The 14,511-nt window shown below is 40.5% G+C and carries 17 protein-coding genes; 11 read left to right on the top strand and 6 right to left on the bottom strand.

The genetic code is table 11. The features are described from left to right. Nucleotides 1-75 precede the first annotated feature (75 nt). The 5 genes from AC27I2_RS16110 (at nucleotide 76) to AC27I2_RS16130 (ending at nucleotide 6,764) form a co-directional block, all read left to right on the top strand. Nucleotides 76-1,323: an exonuclease SbcCD subunit D C-terminal domain-containing protein gene (locus AC27I2_RS16110; protein WP_487204859.1), complete on the top strand. Its 1,248-nt coding sequence runs from the start codon at nucleotides 76-78 to the stop codon at nucleotides 1,321-1,323. Then, entirely contained in the window at nucleotides 1,320-4,970 is a 3,651-nt protein-coding gene (locus tag AC27I2_RS16115) for an AAA family ATPase (protein ID WP_219422590.1), read from the top strand. The genes AC27I2_RS16110 and AC27I2_RS16115 overlap by 4 nt, the downstream gene beginning before the upstream one ends. 20 nt (nucleotides 4,971-4,990) lie before the next feature. Next, the gene (locus AC27I2_RS16120; RefSeq protein WP_487204860.1) at nucleotides 4,991-5,647 is read left to right on the top strand and encodes a class I SAM-dependent methyltransferase; all 657 of its coding nucleotides are present in this window, start codon (nucleotides 4,991-4,993) and stop codon (nucleotides 5,645-5,647) included. Between the two features lie 149 nt (nucleotides 5,648-5,796). Further along, nucleotides 5,797-6,243, top strand: coding sequence for a hypothetical protein (locus tag AC27I2_RS16125; RefSeq protein WP_219422588.1), 447 nt, complete (start codon nucleotides 5,797-5,799; stop codon nucleotides 6,241-6,243). A gap of 128 nt (nucleotides 6,244-6,371) precedes the next feature. Further along, nucleotides 6,372-6,764, top strand: coding sequence for a tellurite resistance TerB family protein (locus tag AC27I2_RS16130; RefSeq protein ID WP_058553291.1), 393 nt, complete (start codon nucleotides 6,372-6,374; stop codon nucleotides 6,762-6,764). 71 nt (nucleotides 6,765-6,835) lie between these two features. Here the strand turns inward: AC27I2_RS16130 and AC27I2_RS16135 are convergent, their stop codons facing one another. Genes AC27I2_RS16135 through AC27I2_RS16145 form a run of 3 tightly spaced genes read right to left on the bottom strand, consistent with a single transcriptional unit; the run spans nucleotide 6,836 to nucleotide 8,244 of the window. Then, nucleotides 6,836-7,228, bottom strand: coding sequence for an ACT domain-containing protein (locus AC27I2_RS16135; RefSeq protein WP_487204861.1), 393 nt, complete (start codon nucleotides 7,226-7,228; stop codon nucleotides 6,836-6,838). A 17-nt stretch (nucleotides 7,229-7,245) separates the two neighbouring features. After that, nucleotides 7,246-7,788, bottom strand: a complete 543-nt coding sequence (locus AC27I2_RS16140) for a DUF6942 family protein (protein ID WP_219422586.1) — start codon at nucleotides 7,786-7,788, stop codon at nucleotides 7,246-7,248. Further along, nucleotides 7,789-8,244: a YaiI/YqxD family protein gene (locus AC27I2_RS16145; RefSeq protein ID WP_058405404.1), complete on the bottom strand. Its 456-nt coding sequence runs from the start codon at nucleotides 8,242-8,244 to the stop codon at nucleotides 7,789-7,791. It abuts the gene before it with no gap. Between the two features lie 120 nt (nucleotides 8,245-8,364). Here AC27I2_RS16145 and AC27I2_RS16150 point away from each other — a divergent pair, with 120 nt between their 5' ends. After that, entirely contained in the window at nucleotides 8,365-8,895 is a 531-nt protein-coding gene (locus AC27I2_RS16150) for a lipocalin family protein (RefSeq protein WP_487204862.1), read from the top strand. Between the two features lie 209 nt (nucleotides 8,896-9,104). Here the strand turns inward: AC27I2_RS16150 and AC27I2_RS16155 are convergent, their stop codons facing one another. From AC27I2_RS16155 to AC27I2_RS16165, 3 genes are read right to left on the bottom strand one after another with little or no spacing between them, the layout of a single operon-like run. Continuing rightward, entirely contained in the window at nucleotides 9,105-9,428 is a 324-nt protein-coding gene (locus tag AC27I2_RS16155) for a DUF3325 domain-containing protein (RefSeq protein ID WP_487204863.1), read from the bottom strand. Next, nucleotides 9,425-11,020, bottom strand: a complete 1,596-nt coding sequence (locus tag AC27I2_RS16160; RefSeq protein WP_487204864.1) for a PepSY-associated TM helix domain-containing protein — start codon at nucleotides 11,018-11,020, stop codon at nucleotides 9,425-9,427. Before AC27I2_RS16160 ends, AC27I2_RS16155 begins: the two co-directional genes overlap by 4 nt. After that, entirely contained in the window at nucleotides 11,017-11,358 is a 342-nt protein-coding gene (locus tag AC27I2_RS16165) for a hypothetical protein (RefSeq protein WP_487204865.1), read from the bottom strand. The genes AC27I2_RS16160 and AC27I2_RS16165 overlap by 4 nt, the downstream gene beginning before the upstream one ends. A gap of 257 nt (nucleotides 11,359-11,615) precedes the next feature. Here AC27I2_RS16165 and AC27I2_RS16170 point away from each other — a divergent pair, with 257 nt between their 5' ends. From AC27I2_RS16170 to AC27I2_RS16190, 5 genes are all read left to right on the top strand, one after another. Beyond that, on the top strand, nucleotides 11,616-11,972 hold the full coding sequence (locus tag AC27I2_RS16170) for a VOC family protein (RefSeq protein ID WP_058405400.1): 357 nt from the start codon (nucleotides 11,616-11,618) through the stop codon (nucleotides 11,970-11,972). Between the two features lie 150 nt (nucleotides 11,973-12,122). Next, nucleotides 12,123-12,713 (top strand): uracil-DNA glycosylase family protein, encoded by a 591-nt coding sequence (locus AC27I2_RS16175; RefSeq protein ID WP_487204866.1) that lies wholly within the window; start codon nucleotides 12,123-12,125, stop codon nucleotides 12,711-12,713. A 265-nt stretch (nucleotides 12,714-12,978) separates the two neighbouring features. Continuing rightward, entirely contained in the window at nucleotides 12,979-13,482 is a 504-nt protein-coding gene (locus tag AC27I2_RS16180) for a TonB-dependent receptor plug domain-containing protein (protein ID WP_487204867.1), read from the top strand. Between the two features lies 1 nt (nucleotide 13,483). Continuing rightward, the gene (locus AC27I2_RS16185; RefSeq protein WP_487204868.1) at nucleotides 13,484-14,146 is read left to right on the top strand and encodes a hypothetical protein; all 663 of its coding nucleotides are present in this window, start codon (nucleotides 13,484-13,486) and stop codon (nucleotides 14,144-14,146) included. 196 nt (nucleotides 14,147-14,342) lie between these two features. Next, nucleotides 14,343-14,510, top strand: coding sequence for a hypothetical protein (locus AC27I2_RS16190; RefSeq protein WP_487204869.1), 168 nt, complete (start codon nucleotides 14,343-14,345; stop codon nucleotides 14,508-14,510). Nucleotide 14,511: the final 1 nt, after the last annotated feature.

Raw genomic sequence — 14,511 nt, forward strand, 5'->3', positions numbered from 1 at the left:
TTTAGTACTACAGAGGCTTGCATCTTTAACTGCCTTGGGTATATTGGCGCTCTTACTGGTTTTTAAGAGCGCGACATGAAAGTCCTCCACACTTCAGATTGGCACCTTGGCCAACAATTTTACGAACACGACCGCCGTGAAGAGCATCAAGCATTTTTTACCTGGTTACTTGCTACACTTGTTGAGCAGCAAATAGATTTATTATTAGTTGCAGGCGACATTTATCATACGGCAACACCAAGCGCTAGCGCCGAAAACCAACTTTATCAGTTTATAAAAGACGCCAAAAAACAGTGCCCACATTTACATGTTGTTATTATTGCGGGCAACCATGACTCTGCTAACCGTATATTGGCGGCTCAACCTTTACTTGCTCAGTTTGATACTCACGTAGTAGGTCGTTTTGATGTATCAGCGCCTAGCGATATTATTTTAGAAATAAATACTAATAATAAACGCGCTGTAATCGCCGCTATGCCTTTTTTACGCTCAAGCGATATAAGTTCACTAAGCCAAACAGAAAACGGCCCTAGCTACGCACAAGGCGTTGCAAAAGCATACGAACTTGCCTTAAATCATGCTTATAAAATTAACAAGCAAAACGCACCACTCATAGTTATGGGCCACTTACACGCTAAAGGAGGCGACATATCAAGTGATTCAGAGCGTAACTTAGTGATAGGTGGTGAAGAGTCTATTTCGGCCAATGTATTTGGCAGTAAAGCGAATTATGTCGCTTTGGGCCATTTACACAAAGCGCAACAAGTTGCTAAAAATGACGCTATTCGCTACAGCGGCACGCCTATTCCTATGTCGTTTTCAGAGCGTAATTATACTCACCAAGTTAATATTATTGAATTTATAAGCGATGAAAAAAAGAACATTAGTACAACTGTAAACCCCCTTTACATTCCGCGCTCAGCCGACGTTATTATTTTACCAAAAGGGGAGTGTGTACCATTAGATGAACTGTGCAAACAAATTAAAACCCTCGATACATCGCAAAATACCGTAGTACCTTATTTACGCGTAAAGCTTAAATCAAGTGATACCGACACCACATTCAGAGAACAAATAGAACAGGCACTGGAAGGCAAAAATGTAAAATTTTGCGGTATCGAACGCGTACGCGAACAATCAGATAACAACGGCAGCGACGCTGTATTTGAAGATTTAGGTGAGGTTGAAATGCTCAACCCACAAAATTTATTAGAGCAAGCTTTTGCAAACGATAAAGACATGGCAGGGCAAAGTGTACCCGATGAACTAAAAGCCCTTTTAAACGAAGTAATAAGTGAACTAGCGGAGCAAGAGCAACTATGAAAATAACCGCAGTACGCATACATAACTTAGCGTCGATAGTTGACGCCGAAATCGACTTTACACAAGCCCCACTTAAAGATGCAGGTTTATTTGCTATAACCGGCGACACCGGCGCGGGTAAAAGTACCTTTTTAGATGCCATTTGTTTATCACTTTACACAAAAACAGCACGACTAAAGGGCGATAAAGGTAACCTGATTGATTTTAATGGCGACAGCATAAAATTAAACGATGCCCGTAACTTATTGCGCCGAGGAAAATGGGAAGGCTTCGCAGAAGTTGACTTTGTAGGGCAAGACAAAGAGCTTTACCGCGCCCGTTATTCAATCCAGCGCACCCATAAAAAAGCCACAGGTAAATTAAAAGTAGCCGAGCATACGTTAGTTACCTTGCCAGATGAAACCCTCATAGCTGACAAAAGCCAAACACTAAAACAAATAGAAAGCAAAATAGGGCTAAGCTTTGAGCAATTCTCCCGTGCAGTATTACTAGCGCAGCACGAATTTGCTGCATTTTTAAAAGCCACAGGCGATGAACGCGCGCAATTATTAGAGTGCCTGACGGGCACCGATAAATTTAGCCTGATTGGTAAGCGTATATTTGAGCGCAACAAAGAACTAAAAGATGAGTTTGATTTATTACAAGCAAGCCTCGCAAGCTATACCTTATTGAGTGAAGATGAATTAGCACTAAAGCACACCACGCTTAATGAGCTAAAACAGCAAATAGAACACACTAAAAAAGTGCTAACAAGCGCAGAGCAAAATTTAAATTGGTACAAGCAAGCCAATACCCTTGAGCAAGCTCTTGAAGAAGCCACAAAAAATCAGCAGCATGCAAACAACGAACTTGCAGCAATTGCACAGCAAAGTGAGCAAGCAAAACAAGCACAAAGCGCGCTTGAAATAAAAGATAACCGTAAGCGGCATGCGTATTTAACGGCGCAAAATAACGCCCTTAATACACAAATACGTGACTTAAAAATTATTAACCATGCAGCGCTTATTGAAGAGCAAACCGCAACACTTAATACAAAGCAAAGCGAGTTAAAAATAGCGCAAGAGCAAAAGCAATCTGCTGAGCCAATTATTGCAAAAGCCCGCGTTCTCGACAGCCAGCTTGCTATACACGCACAAAATATTACTAGCCTTACTCAGCAACGCAACAAAGAACAACAGCAATTAAGTGATTTACACGCGCAACATAAACAAAGCCAAACCGCGCTTGATGAAGCAACTAAGCTAAACACGCAGCATCAGCAATGGCTTGCTGAGCATACGCAGCTTATGCCATTAGCCAATGATTGGAATTATTATCAACATAGCTTTAATCAGTATCTAAGCGCTAATGAGCAACTTAATGCAGCTGCAACTCAAAACCAGCAGTTACAAGCAGAGCAAAGCAAACAGGCCGAGCTTTTAACATCGCAAAATAAAAAAGTAGAGCAGCAAGAGCAGCAACTAAGCCATGATCAAAAAAACCTAAACGAGCTGAATGAGCAACAGCGCCAATTTAATATTGAGCAATGCGACAGCGAGCTTAAAAATATTGATTACTTAAAAGAACAGCGAATACGCTACACACAATTTACCCAAGAGCTTAAGCAAAGCACACAAACGCAAAATAACATTGCAGCTAAACTTAGCCAAAGTGAGCAACAGCAGCAGTTGCTTTTACAAAACTTAGCAACGTGCAAGCAAGCACTTAAACATAACGAATACGCGCTAAACCAAGCTCGCCTTCGTGCCAGCGAAAACGTAGAGCATTTGCGCGCGCAGCTTAACCCTAACGAGCCCTGCGTAGTGTGCGGTGCAACTGAGCACCCCTATGCTACTAACCAAAACCCGCAATTAAACAGCTTAATAGCCGATTTTGAAGCCAGCTATACTAATGCCAAAAAGCAGCACGATAGTGCCCAAACGCAGTTACACACGCATCAAACCCAGCATGCCGTACTCGTTAACGAACACGCTCAGCACGGCCAAACCATTCAAGCGCTCAATGCTAAACGAAATGAAATAAAAACCACCATGGAGGCTGCGCGTACTCACTTAAATGCCCTTACAGCAGAACAGCTAGAAGAAACCTATAAACAGCTTAATGAGCAAAAAGCGCAGTATTTTGAATCGCAAAAACAGCAAAATGCCCTGCAAGAAAAAGTAAACCAACAACAAAACTCACTAAAAGCAGAGCAACAAACACAGCAGCAATTGCATCATTTAAATAGTGAATTAACCAATAAACTAAGCCAAATAAATACAAAGCACGCTGAGCTATCGTCGCAAATTAGTGAGCTAACTACAGCGCTTAATGCACAATTTAAACACAGCAACTTTTGGCAGCAGCTACAAGCTGGCTCACTTAACTTAAGCGATTTAAACCAGCAGGTTGAGCAGTATCAACAAACACATGCGCAACTCGAGCAAAGTCAAAAACAAATAGACACTGCTAATCAGCAATTGCAGCAACTTACGCCGCTAATTACTAAAAGCGAAAGTGCACTAAAAACACTAAAAGATGATTTAGCCAGTGCTCAGCAGTTACAAAATACAACACAAAGTGAGCGCCTTGCCTTATTTAATAACGAGCAAATAAGCGCAAACGACTATCAAGCAAAAATAAATGCCCAGCTTGAGCAATGCCAAACACAGTTAAACGCGAATCAGCAAGCTTATGATAGTGCAGTTAAAAAACGAGACGAGCATGCAATTGAGCTTAAAAACGCAGAGCTTCGCTTAGCCGAGCAAAGCACAGAGCTTACAACCCTTGAGGAACGTTATAACAAGTGGTTTAGCGACTTTAAAGCCCAGTACAGTGAGGCAACGCATGAGCAGATCACAATTTTACTAGCTTTAAGTAGTGAGCAAATTAAAGCCCATTTAACCCAGTTTGAGCAGCTAAAAGCTGCACTTACTGATGCAAATGCAGCGCTTAAACAGCAACAAAGTGCGCATACAGATCACCAAAATACTAACAAGCCATCACAAAACCACGCTGAACTTAGCGAGCAATTAGCGGCATTAAATACAAAGCAAACTGAGCAGCAAAATAGTTTACTTACCATTAATACCGCCATAGAGCAGCATAATCAAAATACCAAAGCGCTTGAGGGTAAACAAACTGAGCTAGCTGCCCTTAAAAAGCAGGTAGAGCAGTGGCACTTGCTTAATAAAGTATTAGGCGATGCAACCGGTAAAACCATGCGTAATTTAGCGCAAACACAAACGCTAAAAATATTACTGCATTATGCAAATAGCCATTTAAAAACCCTTAACAAACGCTACGAGCTCACAGCCATTGCGCAATCGCTTGATATTGCCATTATTGACCGCGACATGGCCGACGAACAACGCTCGGTTAATACACTCTCTGGTGGTGAATCATTTTTAGTCTCACTGGCACTGGCGTTAGGGCTTGCGTCGCTTTCGTCGAATAAAGTGCAAATCAACTCTTTGTTTATTGACGAAGGGTTTGGTACGTTAGATAGCGAAACACTCAGCGTTGCTATGGACGCGCTCGATTCATTACAAGCACAAGGGCGCAAAGTTGGGGTTATATCGCATGTGAGTGAAATGAGCGAACGTGTAGCCACGCAAGTACATGTAAGTAAACAAAGTGGTGGATACTCCACTGTTGAAGTTTTATAAGCTGATTAAAGGAGTTAAAAATGCCAACATTTACAGGCGAGCAAGCAACCCATTACAACAGCCGCATAACGCGTTTAGTACCTGGTTATGAGCTATTGCACCAACTTACCACTGCACAACTTAAAGCATCACTTAACGATAACGCACATATTTTAGTTGTGGGCGCAGGCACAGGCAAAGAAATACTCGCCCTTGCCGCGCTTAACCCTACTTGGCAATTTACCGCGCAAGATACCTCAAGTGATATGCTTGCAATTGCTAAACAAGCGTTTGAAGAGCACGGCATAGCAAAGCGCGTTAACGTTACTGAAGGCGAACTTGATAAACTTTCTACCAAGGCAGATGCCGCACTATGCCTACTCGTAATGCACTTTTTAGAAGACGACGGCAGTAAAAAACAGCTACTTAAAAACATTAAAGCTAATTTAAATAAAGGCGCGCATTTATATATTAGCGATTTAATGAAACCCGAAACCGAGTTTGAGCGCGAAGCACAAATTACTGTGTGTGCCGATTTAGGCCTAAGTGATGCAGGGCAAGCCTACACAGCTCAAAACTTAGAAAGTGAATTTTATCCACTTGATAGAATGCGCTTTAGCGAGTTACTTAACGAGTGTAAATACGGTATTCCTAAGCTGTATTTTAAAGCGCTTGGTTTTAGCGGATACGTTGTTTAATCGCCTTAATTTAAACATCGGCTTATCCTGAGTCGATGTTTTCCTCTGAACACATTCTTACAACTTCTAACAGCTACAAACAAAGCTCTCACAGTTTTATTACGAATTAGCGATTATGATTGTACTCATTATCAACACAGAGAATAATCATGAAAAAAAGTTTAATTGCCCTTTTATTACTGTCTGGCTGTGCTTCTCAAGGCGTTGACCGTGACGACCAAGGTCATATCATTAAGCATTACTATGCAACAGTCGAATCGATTGAAAAGGTAAAGCTGTCATCTGAAGTAGGGACCGGAATCATGGTTGGTGCCGGCGTTGGTTTAGCCGAAGATTTAGATGGTAACACCGAAGACATGATCAGCGGCGCCATTGCGGGAGCATTGGTTGGCGGACTCTTTACGGCTTTGTTTGAAGGCGGAAACACAGCATATCAATACACACTTAACGATGCAGAGAACGGCGATTTTATAGTTATTCAAAAGAAAAAACTGCCTAATACCACTCGCTGTGTAAGAGTTAAAACTGGAAATAAAGTACAGCTAGAAGCGGCTAATAACAGCTTTTGCATAAACAATAAAAGTACCGAAAGCTAAGCTAGCGAAAAAAGTTGTATTATTTATTACTTACAAAATGTTGCAATTAAACCAACCCATTAAAATTACTTTTTGGTGTGCTTTGTTATAAGCTCTTTAGCAGTATATTTATCCATCAAGGAAGCACTATGAAGTTTGAACAGTTATTAAATAATTTTGATATGGGCGTTTGTGTTGAGCAACTTCAAAAAGAATCGCTATTAGATCTTGCTTTACTTTTTGTTACCGTTGATGGCTCTATCGCTGACGAAGAGCTAAATGTAGTGAGTGCTTGGGCACAAAAAATTGAATGGAACTCAGCAATAGAAATAGACAATTATATTATAGAAATGACTAAAAAATGTGTTTCAGCTGTGCAGGCAAACGAAATAGAGTCATTTATTCAACACCGTATGTCGCACATAATTGACCAACCAATGAGGGTGTTTGTTTTAGAGCTACTTAAGCAAGTAATTGAAGCTGATGGCATAACCCATGAAAACGAAATTAAAGCATTAAATATAGTTGAATCGATTGTGTAATTACAAAAAGTAAAAACTCGGTTAGGGCAGTAAACAACCCATAACCGAGTGATTTTATAGTTAAGTTTAATTTAACCAATCTCCTTAAGTGCTCGCAATGCTGCCTGTGCCTTATCGGTTTGTACAAAAATATGGTCGTGATAAAACGCAGCCACTACATTAGCGCTAATATTATGCTCGGTTAATTTAGCCGATACCGCAGCAGTTAGCCCTACAGCCTCTAAGCTTGAATGCACATTAAGGGTAATTAAATTATATTTACCCTCATAAGTAATACCGGCTTTGTCGGCAGTATCTACATTTAAAATAAGGGTTAACCCCTCTTCTTCAACATAGCTGGCAAGTGGATTTAAGTGAACGTAGTCGGCAAGGCTACCTGCTAAACAGCAAAATATGTATTCACCTTGCTTAAGCTCAGGGTTCATTGTTTTAAGCAAGGTGTTCAGTTCTAAAATTCCCGCCATGTGGATTCCTTACATTTTCAATTAGCTGTTTTAAGCTTAGCTACAAGCTCGCTTAATCGAGCTATTTTAATATTACTTAACTGCCTGTAATCAAAATATGGACACACAATAATGTGGTTGGTTGTATCAATTGCAAACTCATCGTCGAGCCAATTAAATTGCGCATTAAGCTTACCTTGTTGAAGTAAGTTTTTAGCGTGTGTACGCCCAGCAATTATATGTAGCTGGTTTTTGTTAGTGCCGTTAATAATAGGCGCACTAAATAAAAGGGCTGTTTTACTGTTATTTTGCAGTAAAAATTTATCGCGATACGCTTGCCAGCTATCGGCTTGTTTAGCAAAGCTGTAATGCTCGCTCGGGAGAGCAAACAACACTTTAGCGTATACGTTAAACACCTTGCGCCAACCATTTCCACAGTGCTGGTTTATGGTATTTATTTGCTCGTTGATTACAGGCTCAACACTTTGCAGGGTTTCAAAGTAGGGCATAGGCGGTGCTTTTGCGACATACACAGCTACATTAAAATCATGCTCGCCTAAGCCAACAGCTTGCTCTGTCACTTACTTGGCCTTGTTTTGAGCTAAAATGCGGTCAAGGTTATTAGCAAAGTTTTGGCGGTCAGTTTGGCTAAGTGGTGGTGGCCCGCCACTCATTTCAACGCCGCTTGAACGCATAGTATCCATAAAGTCGCGCACGTTTAGTAACGAGCGAATGTTTTCTGGCGTGTAAAGCTCGCCACGCGGGTTAAGTGCTTGGCCACCGTTGTCTATAACTTCGCTGGCAAGGGGTATGTCGCCCGTGATAACTAAATCACCTTTTTCTACACGTTTTACTATTTCGTCATCGGCCACATCAAACCCGCTCGAAACCTGCACGCGGCTAATAAATTTTGAAGGCGGAATGCGCATTGCATGGTTAGCCACTAAAATGGTTGGTGTTTGTGTGCGCTCTGCGGCTCTAAAAAGAATTTCTTTTATAACCACGGGGCACGCGTCGGCATCTACCCATATTTTCATGCTTTAATCTTTTAATTGCTCTAGTATTTAGCTGATCCTATAGCAATTTATTTTAATCGGCTAGCAAACTTTATTGGCTTATAGCCGTACAAACAGCATCATATTTAAAAAGGAGCTTTCATGAAGGCCATTACAACTATTTTACTTATTACAGGGTTATTTTTACTCACTGCCTGCACAAGTGCACCTGAAGGTATTACCCCTGTTAAAAACTTTGACCTTGAGCAATACAAATGTAAGTGGTACGAAATTGCCCGCCTTAATCACTCATTTGAAGAAGGTATGGAGCAAGTAACCGCGACTTACACAGTAAACGACGACGGCACAGTAAAGGTGCTTAACAAAGGGTATATTACTAAAGAGCAAAAGTGGGATGAAGCGGAAGGTTTAGCTAAATTTGTAGAAAGCAGTGACACGGGCCATTTTAAAGTGTCGTTTTTTGGCCCATTTTATGGTGCTTACGTAATTTTTGAGCTCGACCAAGCCGATTACCAATACGCGTTTATAACGAGCTATAACCGCGACTTTTTATGGTTTTTATCGCGTACGCCTAAAGTTAGCGACGAGCTTAAACAACATTTTATAGCTAAAGCTAAAAAACTTGGTTTTGCTACAGAGCAAATAATATGGGTAGAACAAAAAGGTGTGTAAAGCCCCTTTACAGCTGTAATAAAAGTATAATGTCATTGTAAATTAACTTAAATATTAATTGGCTATACTGCTTGTACTTGCCGTGAGACAGCGAGTGTTGGACATACTGAATATCCCCCCTATTTTTGGCAAGCCTAATGGCTTGCCATTTTTTTGCCTAAAATTTATAGTTACGGATCACGGTTTTACTAACTAAAGCTAATTTAACGCTAAAATAGCCCACTCACTGTAATTAATACCGCATTTAAAACACTAAATACTTTTACAAGCCTAGTTAGTAAATTATAAAAAATCGTTATAATTAAAACACTTAAACTCATAAAACCACAAAACAGCAGTCCGCCATAGCCACTTTGTGTTTCTACACAAATCGCTAAACTTAGTAAAATACTGATCCAAGCAATAGTTAGAAGCTGTTTGCGTTGTAATTCGGTAAGGCGTTTTTTTAAAACATCTTTAAAGTGGTTAAATTTAGCCAACGCAAAGCAATTAAAACTAAACAAACATAGGCTAAAACTAAGTAGATCAATCATAATTTTGACCTTACAGGCTTCGCCACTGGCTTAGATTTAGTTTTCCTTTGGGCATTTTCCGCAGTACGTAATTTTTCGGTTTGTACAAAAAACAATATGCTAAAAAGTAAAAACACTGCATCAAATATAAATAACGCCCACTGTTTATGCATTAAATAACTAACAATATTGCCATTAGTTGTAAGCGCATTAACTAAAGGTACACTTAAACATGCAAGTGCATTAATAGCAGCCATTATCCGCCATTGCAGTTTATCGCGTTTAGTTAGGGCAATAACCCCCGCCACTAACCAAGCTAAAAAGAACGCTGTTACTTCTTTATCGTCGCGCCCAGAAAGGGTAGGGCTAAGTAACCTATTGGCAATAAAGAATGAGCAAGTAGCAAGCGGTAAACCCATAATAGTGGCAAGGTTTAAACCTTCTACTAATTGTAAGCCAAACGATGCCTTACCTTTACTGCGCTCGCGTATACGTTTAGCCCACATTATGCAGCCAGTAGCTATCATCACACAGCCTGCAATACCGCCTAATACATACAACCAGCGTAATAACGGTGTGGCAAAACGCCCTGTGTGCATAGAGTTAAGTGACTCGTAAAGCGCCTTACTGTTAGTGAGTTCATCATCGCTTTGTGCAACTAACTCACCTGTAGCGCCACTAAATAAAAGCCTTGGCGTTTGATCGCGCAGCGCCTTACCTGAGTCTACCAAAACAGTAACCGTTGAGGCCGCCATATTAGGCTCGCTAACTCTTACACTGCGTATATCTGCATCAGGCCACTTAGTATAAACCTGATCCAAAATGGTATTAATAGGCAACATTGCCGCGCTACCTTGCGCTTTATTCGTCACGTTATTGCTAGGTGATACATCGTTAAAAAAGCCACGCATGCCATTGTCGTAGGTAGTTAGCGCAGGGTAGGGGAACAACATAAATATAAGCGTAATAATGCCTGTGTAGGTAATCATTAAATGAAATGGCAAAGCAAGCACCGAGCTTAAGTTGTGCGCATCTAACCAGCTACGCATTCCTTTATTACGCCTAAAACTAAACATATCTTTAAAAATACGTTTATGAATAACTACACCCGATATAATCGCAAGCAACATAAAAAAGCTGGCAAAACACACCACCCAACGCCCTGTTATGGCATCTAGATAATAAAGCTGGTAATGCAGCCGATAAAAAAAGTTACCGCCTTTGGTTTCTACAAAAGGTGGTAGTTCTTGCATCGTATTAGGATTTATTTGGGTATTTACAAATTTGCTACGCCGCTGCCCTGGCTCTTTTGGTTTGGCATAGCCATACACTAAATAGGGAATACGCTGCTCTGGTAGCGTTACTCGCCAACTGTTAGAGCCTGCACCATAGTGGCTTAAATAATCAAAGCCTTTAACAATTTGCATACGCTGTGCGGCCACTCTGTCGGTTTGCGCTTGCACATTATGAATTGCGGGCTGGTTCCACAGGTTTATTTCGTCTCTAAAAAAACTCACCGTGCCTGCAAAAAATACTACGTAAATAATCCAGCAAGTAAGTAAGCCTACCCAGGTGTGTAGCCAGGTCATCGACCTAAAAAAACTGTCTTTCATAGCCAATCCTTTAATACTGCAAGTATGGCTAAAAACACTCCACTACTTAGTAAAATACTGATCCATACTGTTGTTAACGATTTAACCCAAAAGGCACATATAAACACAACCGCGTAAATTAAAATGCTAAGCGAAACGCAAAGTAATACGGCGTCTTGTTTAGCCATAGGCAATACAACGCTCAGTAATGCAATTAGGGTAGAGGTAAACACATACCCGCCAACAATAGCGATAAAAAAACGTAAAAATACTAATAGCTGATAACGGCTTAGCCGTTTATTTAAAAGACTAAATGAGCTCAGCTTGGTTAGTAATGCGTTGAAAGACGCTGCACGCATAGCATTGTTTCTCTTTAAGCATGAAGAATAAATTTAGGACGCTATTATACATTTGAAAGATGCAAAAGATAGTAGTTATCATTTAGATTAATGTATTGTAATTTCAAACTCAACCTAGCGTGCAATTAAATGGATTCACTAGTAAATAACGTATATTACTTAGTAAAATACTGATCTATGTTTTGAAGTAACCGTTGCACAACGAGTTACTAAAGACTAAGGTGTAAAATCAAACAATAAAAAAAGTTCAAATTATAATGAGCAACCACGAAAAACTAAATTATGTTGAGTTTCCAGCGTGCGATTTAACAGCCACAAAAAGCTTTTTTACTAACGTGTTTAATTGGCAGTTTACCGACTACGGCCCAGAGTACACGGCGTTTAGCGGCCAAGGGCTTGATGGCGGATTTTTTAATGCGCCGCTTAAATCGCTTACTCAAAATGGGGCTGCTTTGCTGGTTTTTTACAGTAACGATATTCACGCAACTTATAAAAAAGTCGTGCAGTTTGGCGGTGAAATAGTAAAACCTATTTTTGATTTTCCGGGTGGGTGCCGGTTTCATTTTACAGAGCCCAGTGGTAACGAATTTGCAGTTTGGTCTGAAAAACACTAAGTATTACAAGGGCTACAGCGCTGTTTTAAACAGAGATCACGATTTTACCAACTACGGTCCGTTTTAATTAAAATAAACCGATTTTTTACCAACTCATTGGGTCAAAATGGCCATTTAGAACAAAATTCAAGCATTTAAGGCCAAATTTATATGGTTCCCATCAATTTAATTGAGCAAGTTAGTAAATGCGTGATCTGCGAACCTCATTTACCTTTGGGCGCTCGCCCAGTAATACAATTTAACCCTAACGCCCGCATTTTAATTGCCGGCCAAGCGCCGGGCATAAAAGTACATGAAACTGGCAAGCCCTTTAACGATGCCAGCGGAAACCGCCTGCGCGAATGGCTTGGGCTAAGTGTTGATGAGTTTTATGATCCACAAAAAATAGCTATTTTACCTATGGGCTTTTGTTATCCTGGTAAAGGTAAATCGGGCGATTTACCACCTCGTAAAGAATGCGCGCCCGCATGGAGAGCGCAATTACTGGCCGCTCTGCCAAATTTAGAACTGACAATAGTGCTTGGTAAATACGCGCAGGCGTATCATTTACCGCATACTAAAAATAGGCCTTTAACCGAGTTAGTAAAATCGTGGCGTGAGTATTGGCCACAATATTTAGTGTTACCGCACCCAAGCCCACGCAATAATATTTGGCTTAAAAAAAACCCGTGGTTTGAGCAAACAGTATTACCAGAGCTAAGCGTCCGTGTAGCTAAAATATTAAACAAAGAGCCACAATGAAAAGTTACAAAACAAATGGTTATATGCTTGTAAAGGGGCTTTACAGCAACAACGAGCTAAATAAAATTGCTAATCCACAGGTATTTTTTAATCCGCTCTAACTCCGCACTAACCCCGTTTAACACTAAGCTTTTTTAGCTCAACTATAAATATTACTAATAGTGCTGAATAAATAAACATCACTGTTATTTATTTTAAGACTCGTCAGTATGAAATAGACGCAAAAATATCCAATAAAAATAACCTCTATAATGGAGTTGCAGCTATGACAACTGAACACACACAGTCACACACACGTTTAAATCATGCTTTTTTAAAGCAAAAAGCACTTACTTTATTTACTCTAAGCGCACTCAGTGTGGGCATGGCACAAGCTGCCGAGAATAAGGTAAATAAAAGCGAGCTTGAAACCATCACCGTGACCTCGCAAAAGCGGGTACAATCACTGCAAGATATTCCTACTTCTATCCAAGCGCTTTCGGGTGACTACCTCGAGCAAAACAGCGTTGACGATTTACTCGCCCTAAGTGAAAGCCTACCCAACGTACACATTACCGAAACCTCAAGTAGTAAGCGTATTTTTGTACGCGGTATTGGCTCGGGCACTAACTCCGGTTTTGAACAATCGGTTGCTATGGTTAAAAATGGCGTTTATTTAGGGCGCGGCCATCAGGCTAAATTTCCATTTTTAGATATGCAGCGCCTTGAGCTTGTTAAAGGCCCGCAGTCGGTTATGTTTGGTAAAAAATGCCACGGCAGGCGCATTTAGTATGGTTTCAAATTCGCCTACCGATGTACTTGAAGGCAATGTATCGGCAGAGTTTGGATCAAATAACGAAAAGCGCTTCACCTGCGTTATAAATATTCCTATAAATGATGATTTAGCCATTCGTATTGCTGCGTTTGATCATTCTGTTGATGGCTTTTTATATAACCAAGCGCGCCAAAGCAATGAGCAATCTAACGATTCATCAGGCGCGCGTTTGTCTATTGATTGGCAAGTAAACGATGATATAAACGCATTGTTTAAGTGGGAACACGGTGAGTTTGAATCGCATGGCTCGCGCTATCAATACATTATTGATACTCCCAACCGCGACTTACAAATAGCAAGCGATTCAACAAACCCGGGCAACGTGGGCTATCGCTCACTTTTATTAAGTGATAACTCAGGCCTTGATTATACAAGTTCGGTATCGGGAGGTTGCCACCCCGGTGGGCTAAATGAGCAAAGTAAAACCACGCTTGAATACGTAGCGGGCATTTTTTATATGCGCAGCGAGCTTGAGCACCCAAACAATATATTATTTGGCGCTTCGTTACTTATTCCTGATTTAGTGGGTACATCACTGAGCGTAAATGCCCTGTTTGATCAAGACCAAAAAAGCTACTCAGCATTTACAGCTCTTACGTGGAATGTAAAGGCGCAATAGCGCGCTTAACCTTGATGAGCTCACCACGTATGTTAGTACCCACATACCTGAACGAGCTTCAATTCCTGAGGCTATTCATATAATTGATGAAATACCGCTAACTGCTGTAGGTAAAATTTATAAACCCGAACTGGTTTGCCTCGAAATAAAACAAACCATTACAGAGGCACTTAACGAGCATTTAAACAACAAAACCGTGCAAATAAATGTTTTTGCTGATAAAAAGTTAGGCATCAAAGCGAATATTTTAGTAAATGAAGACGAGTTAAACGTACTACACGAGCAAATAAAAACGTTGCTAACGCCTTATTCATTTAACTACGAAGTACTCGCTATAAAAACAAAAATATACGAGGTTGCCTAAT

The sequence above is a fragment of the Pseudoalteromonas sp. NH0006-46 genome (genome assembly GCF_057547735.1).

Excerpts from the sequence above, each read along its gene's own strand:
- AC27I2_RS16110 (WP_487204859.1), top strand. The coding sequence starts at position 76 with ATGAAAGTCCTCCACACTTCAGATTGGCACCTTGGCCAACAATTTTAC.
- AC27I2_RS16115 (WP_219422590.1), top strand. The coding sequence starts at position 1,320 with ATGAAAATAACCGCAGTACGCATACATAACTTAGCGTCGATAGTTGAC.
- AC27I2_RS16120 (WP_487204860.1), top strand. The coding sequence starts at position 4,991 with ATGCCAACATTTACAGGCGAGCAAGCAACCCATTACAACAGCCGCATA.
- AC27I2_RS16125 (WP_219422588.1), top strand. The coding sequence starts at position 5,797 with ATGAAAAAAAGTTTAATTGCCCTTTTATTACTGTCTGGCTGTGCTTCT.
- AC27I2_RS16130 (WP_058553291.1), top strand. The coding sequence starts at position 6,372 with ATGAAGTTTGAACAGTTATTAAATAATTTTGATATGGGCGTTTGTGTT.
- AC27I2_RS16135 (WP_487204861.1), bottom strand. The coding sequence starts at position 7,228 with ATGGCGGGAATTTTAGAACTGAACACCTTGCTTAAAACAATGAACCCT.
- AC27I2_RS16145 (WP_058405404.1), bottom strand. The coding sequence starts at position 8,244 with ATGAAAATATGGGTAGATGCCGACGCGTGCCCCGTGGTTATAAAAGAA.
- AC27I2_RS16150 (WP_487204862.1), top strand. The coding sequence starts at position 8,365 with ATGAAGGCCATTACAACTATTTTACTTATTACAGGGTTATTTTTACTC.
- AC27I2_RS16155 (WP_487204863.1), bottom strand. The coding sequence starts at position 9,428 with ATGATTGATCTACTTAGTTTTAGCCTATGTTTGTTTAGTTTTAATTGC.
- AC27I2_RS16160 (WP_487204864.1), bottom strand. The coding sequence starts at position 11,020 with ATGAAAGACAGTTTTTTTAGGTCGATGACCTGGCTACACACCTGGGTA.
- AC27I2_RS16165 (WP_487204865.1), bottom strand. The coding sequence starts at position 11,358 with ATGCGTGCAGCGTCTTTCAACGCATTACTAACCAAGCTGAGCTCATTT.
- AC27I2_RS16170 (WP_058405400.1), top strand. The coding sequence starts at position 11,616 with ATGAGCAACCACGAAAAACTAAATTATGTTGAGTTTCCAGCGTGCGAT.
- AC27I2_RS16175 (WP_487204866.1), top strand. The coding sequence starts at position 12,123 with ATGGTTCCCATCAATTTAATTGAGCAAGTTAGTAAATGCGTGATCTGC.
- AC27I2_RS16180 (WP_487204867.1), top strand. The coding sequence starts at position 12,979 with ATGACAACTGAACACACACAGTCACACACACGTTTAAATCATGCTTTT.
- AC27I2_RS16185 (WP_487204868.1), top strand. The coding sequence starts at position 13,484 with ATGGTTTCAAATTCGCCTACCGATGTACTTGAAGGCAATGTATCGGCA.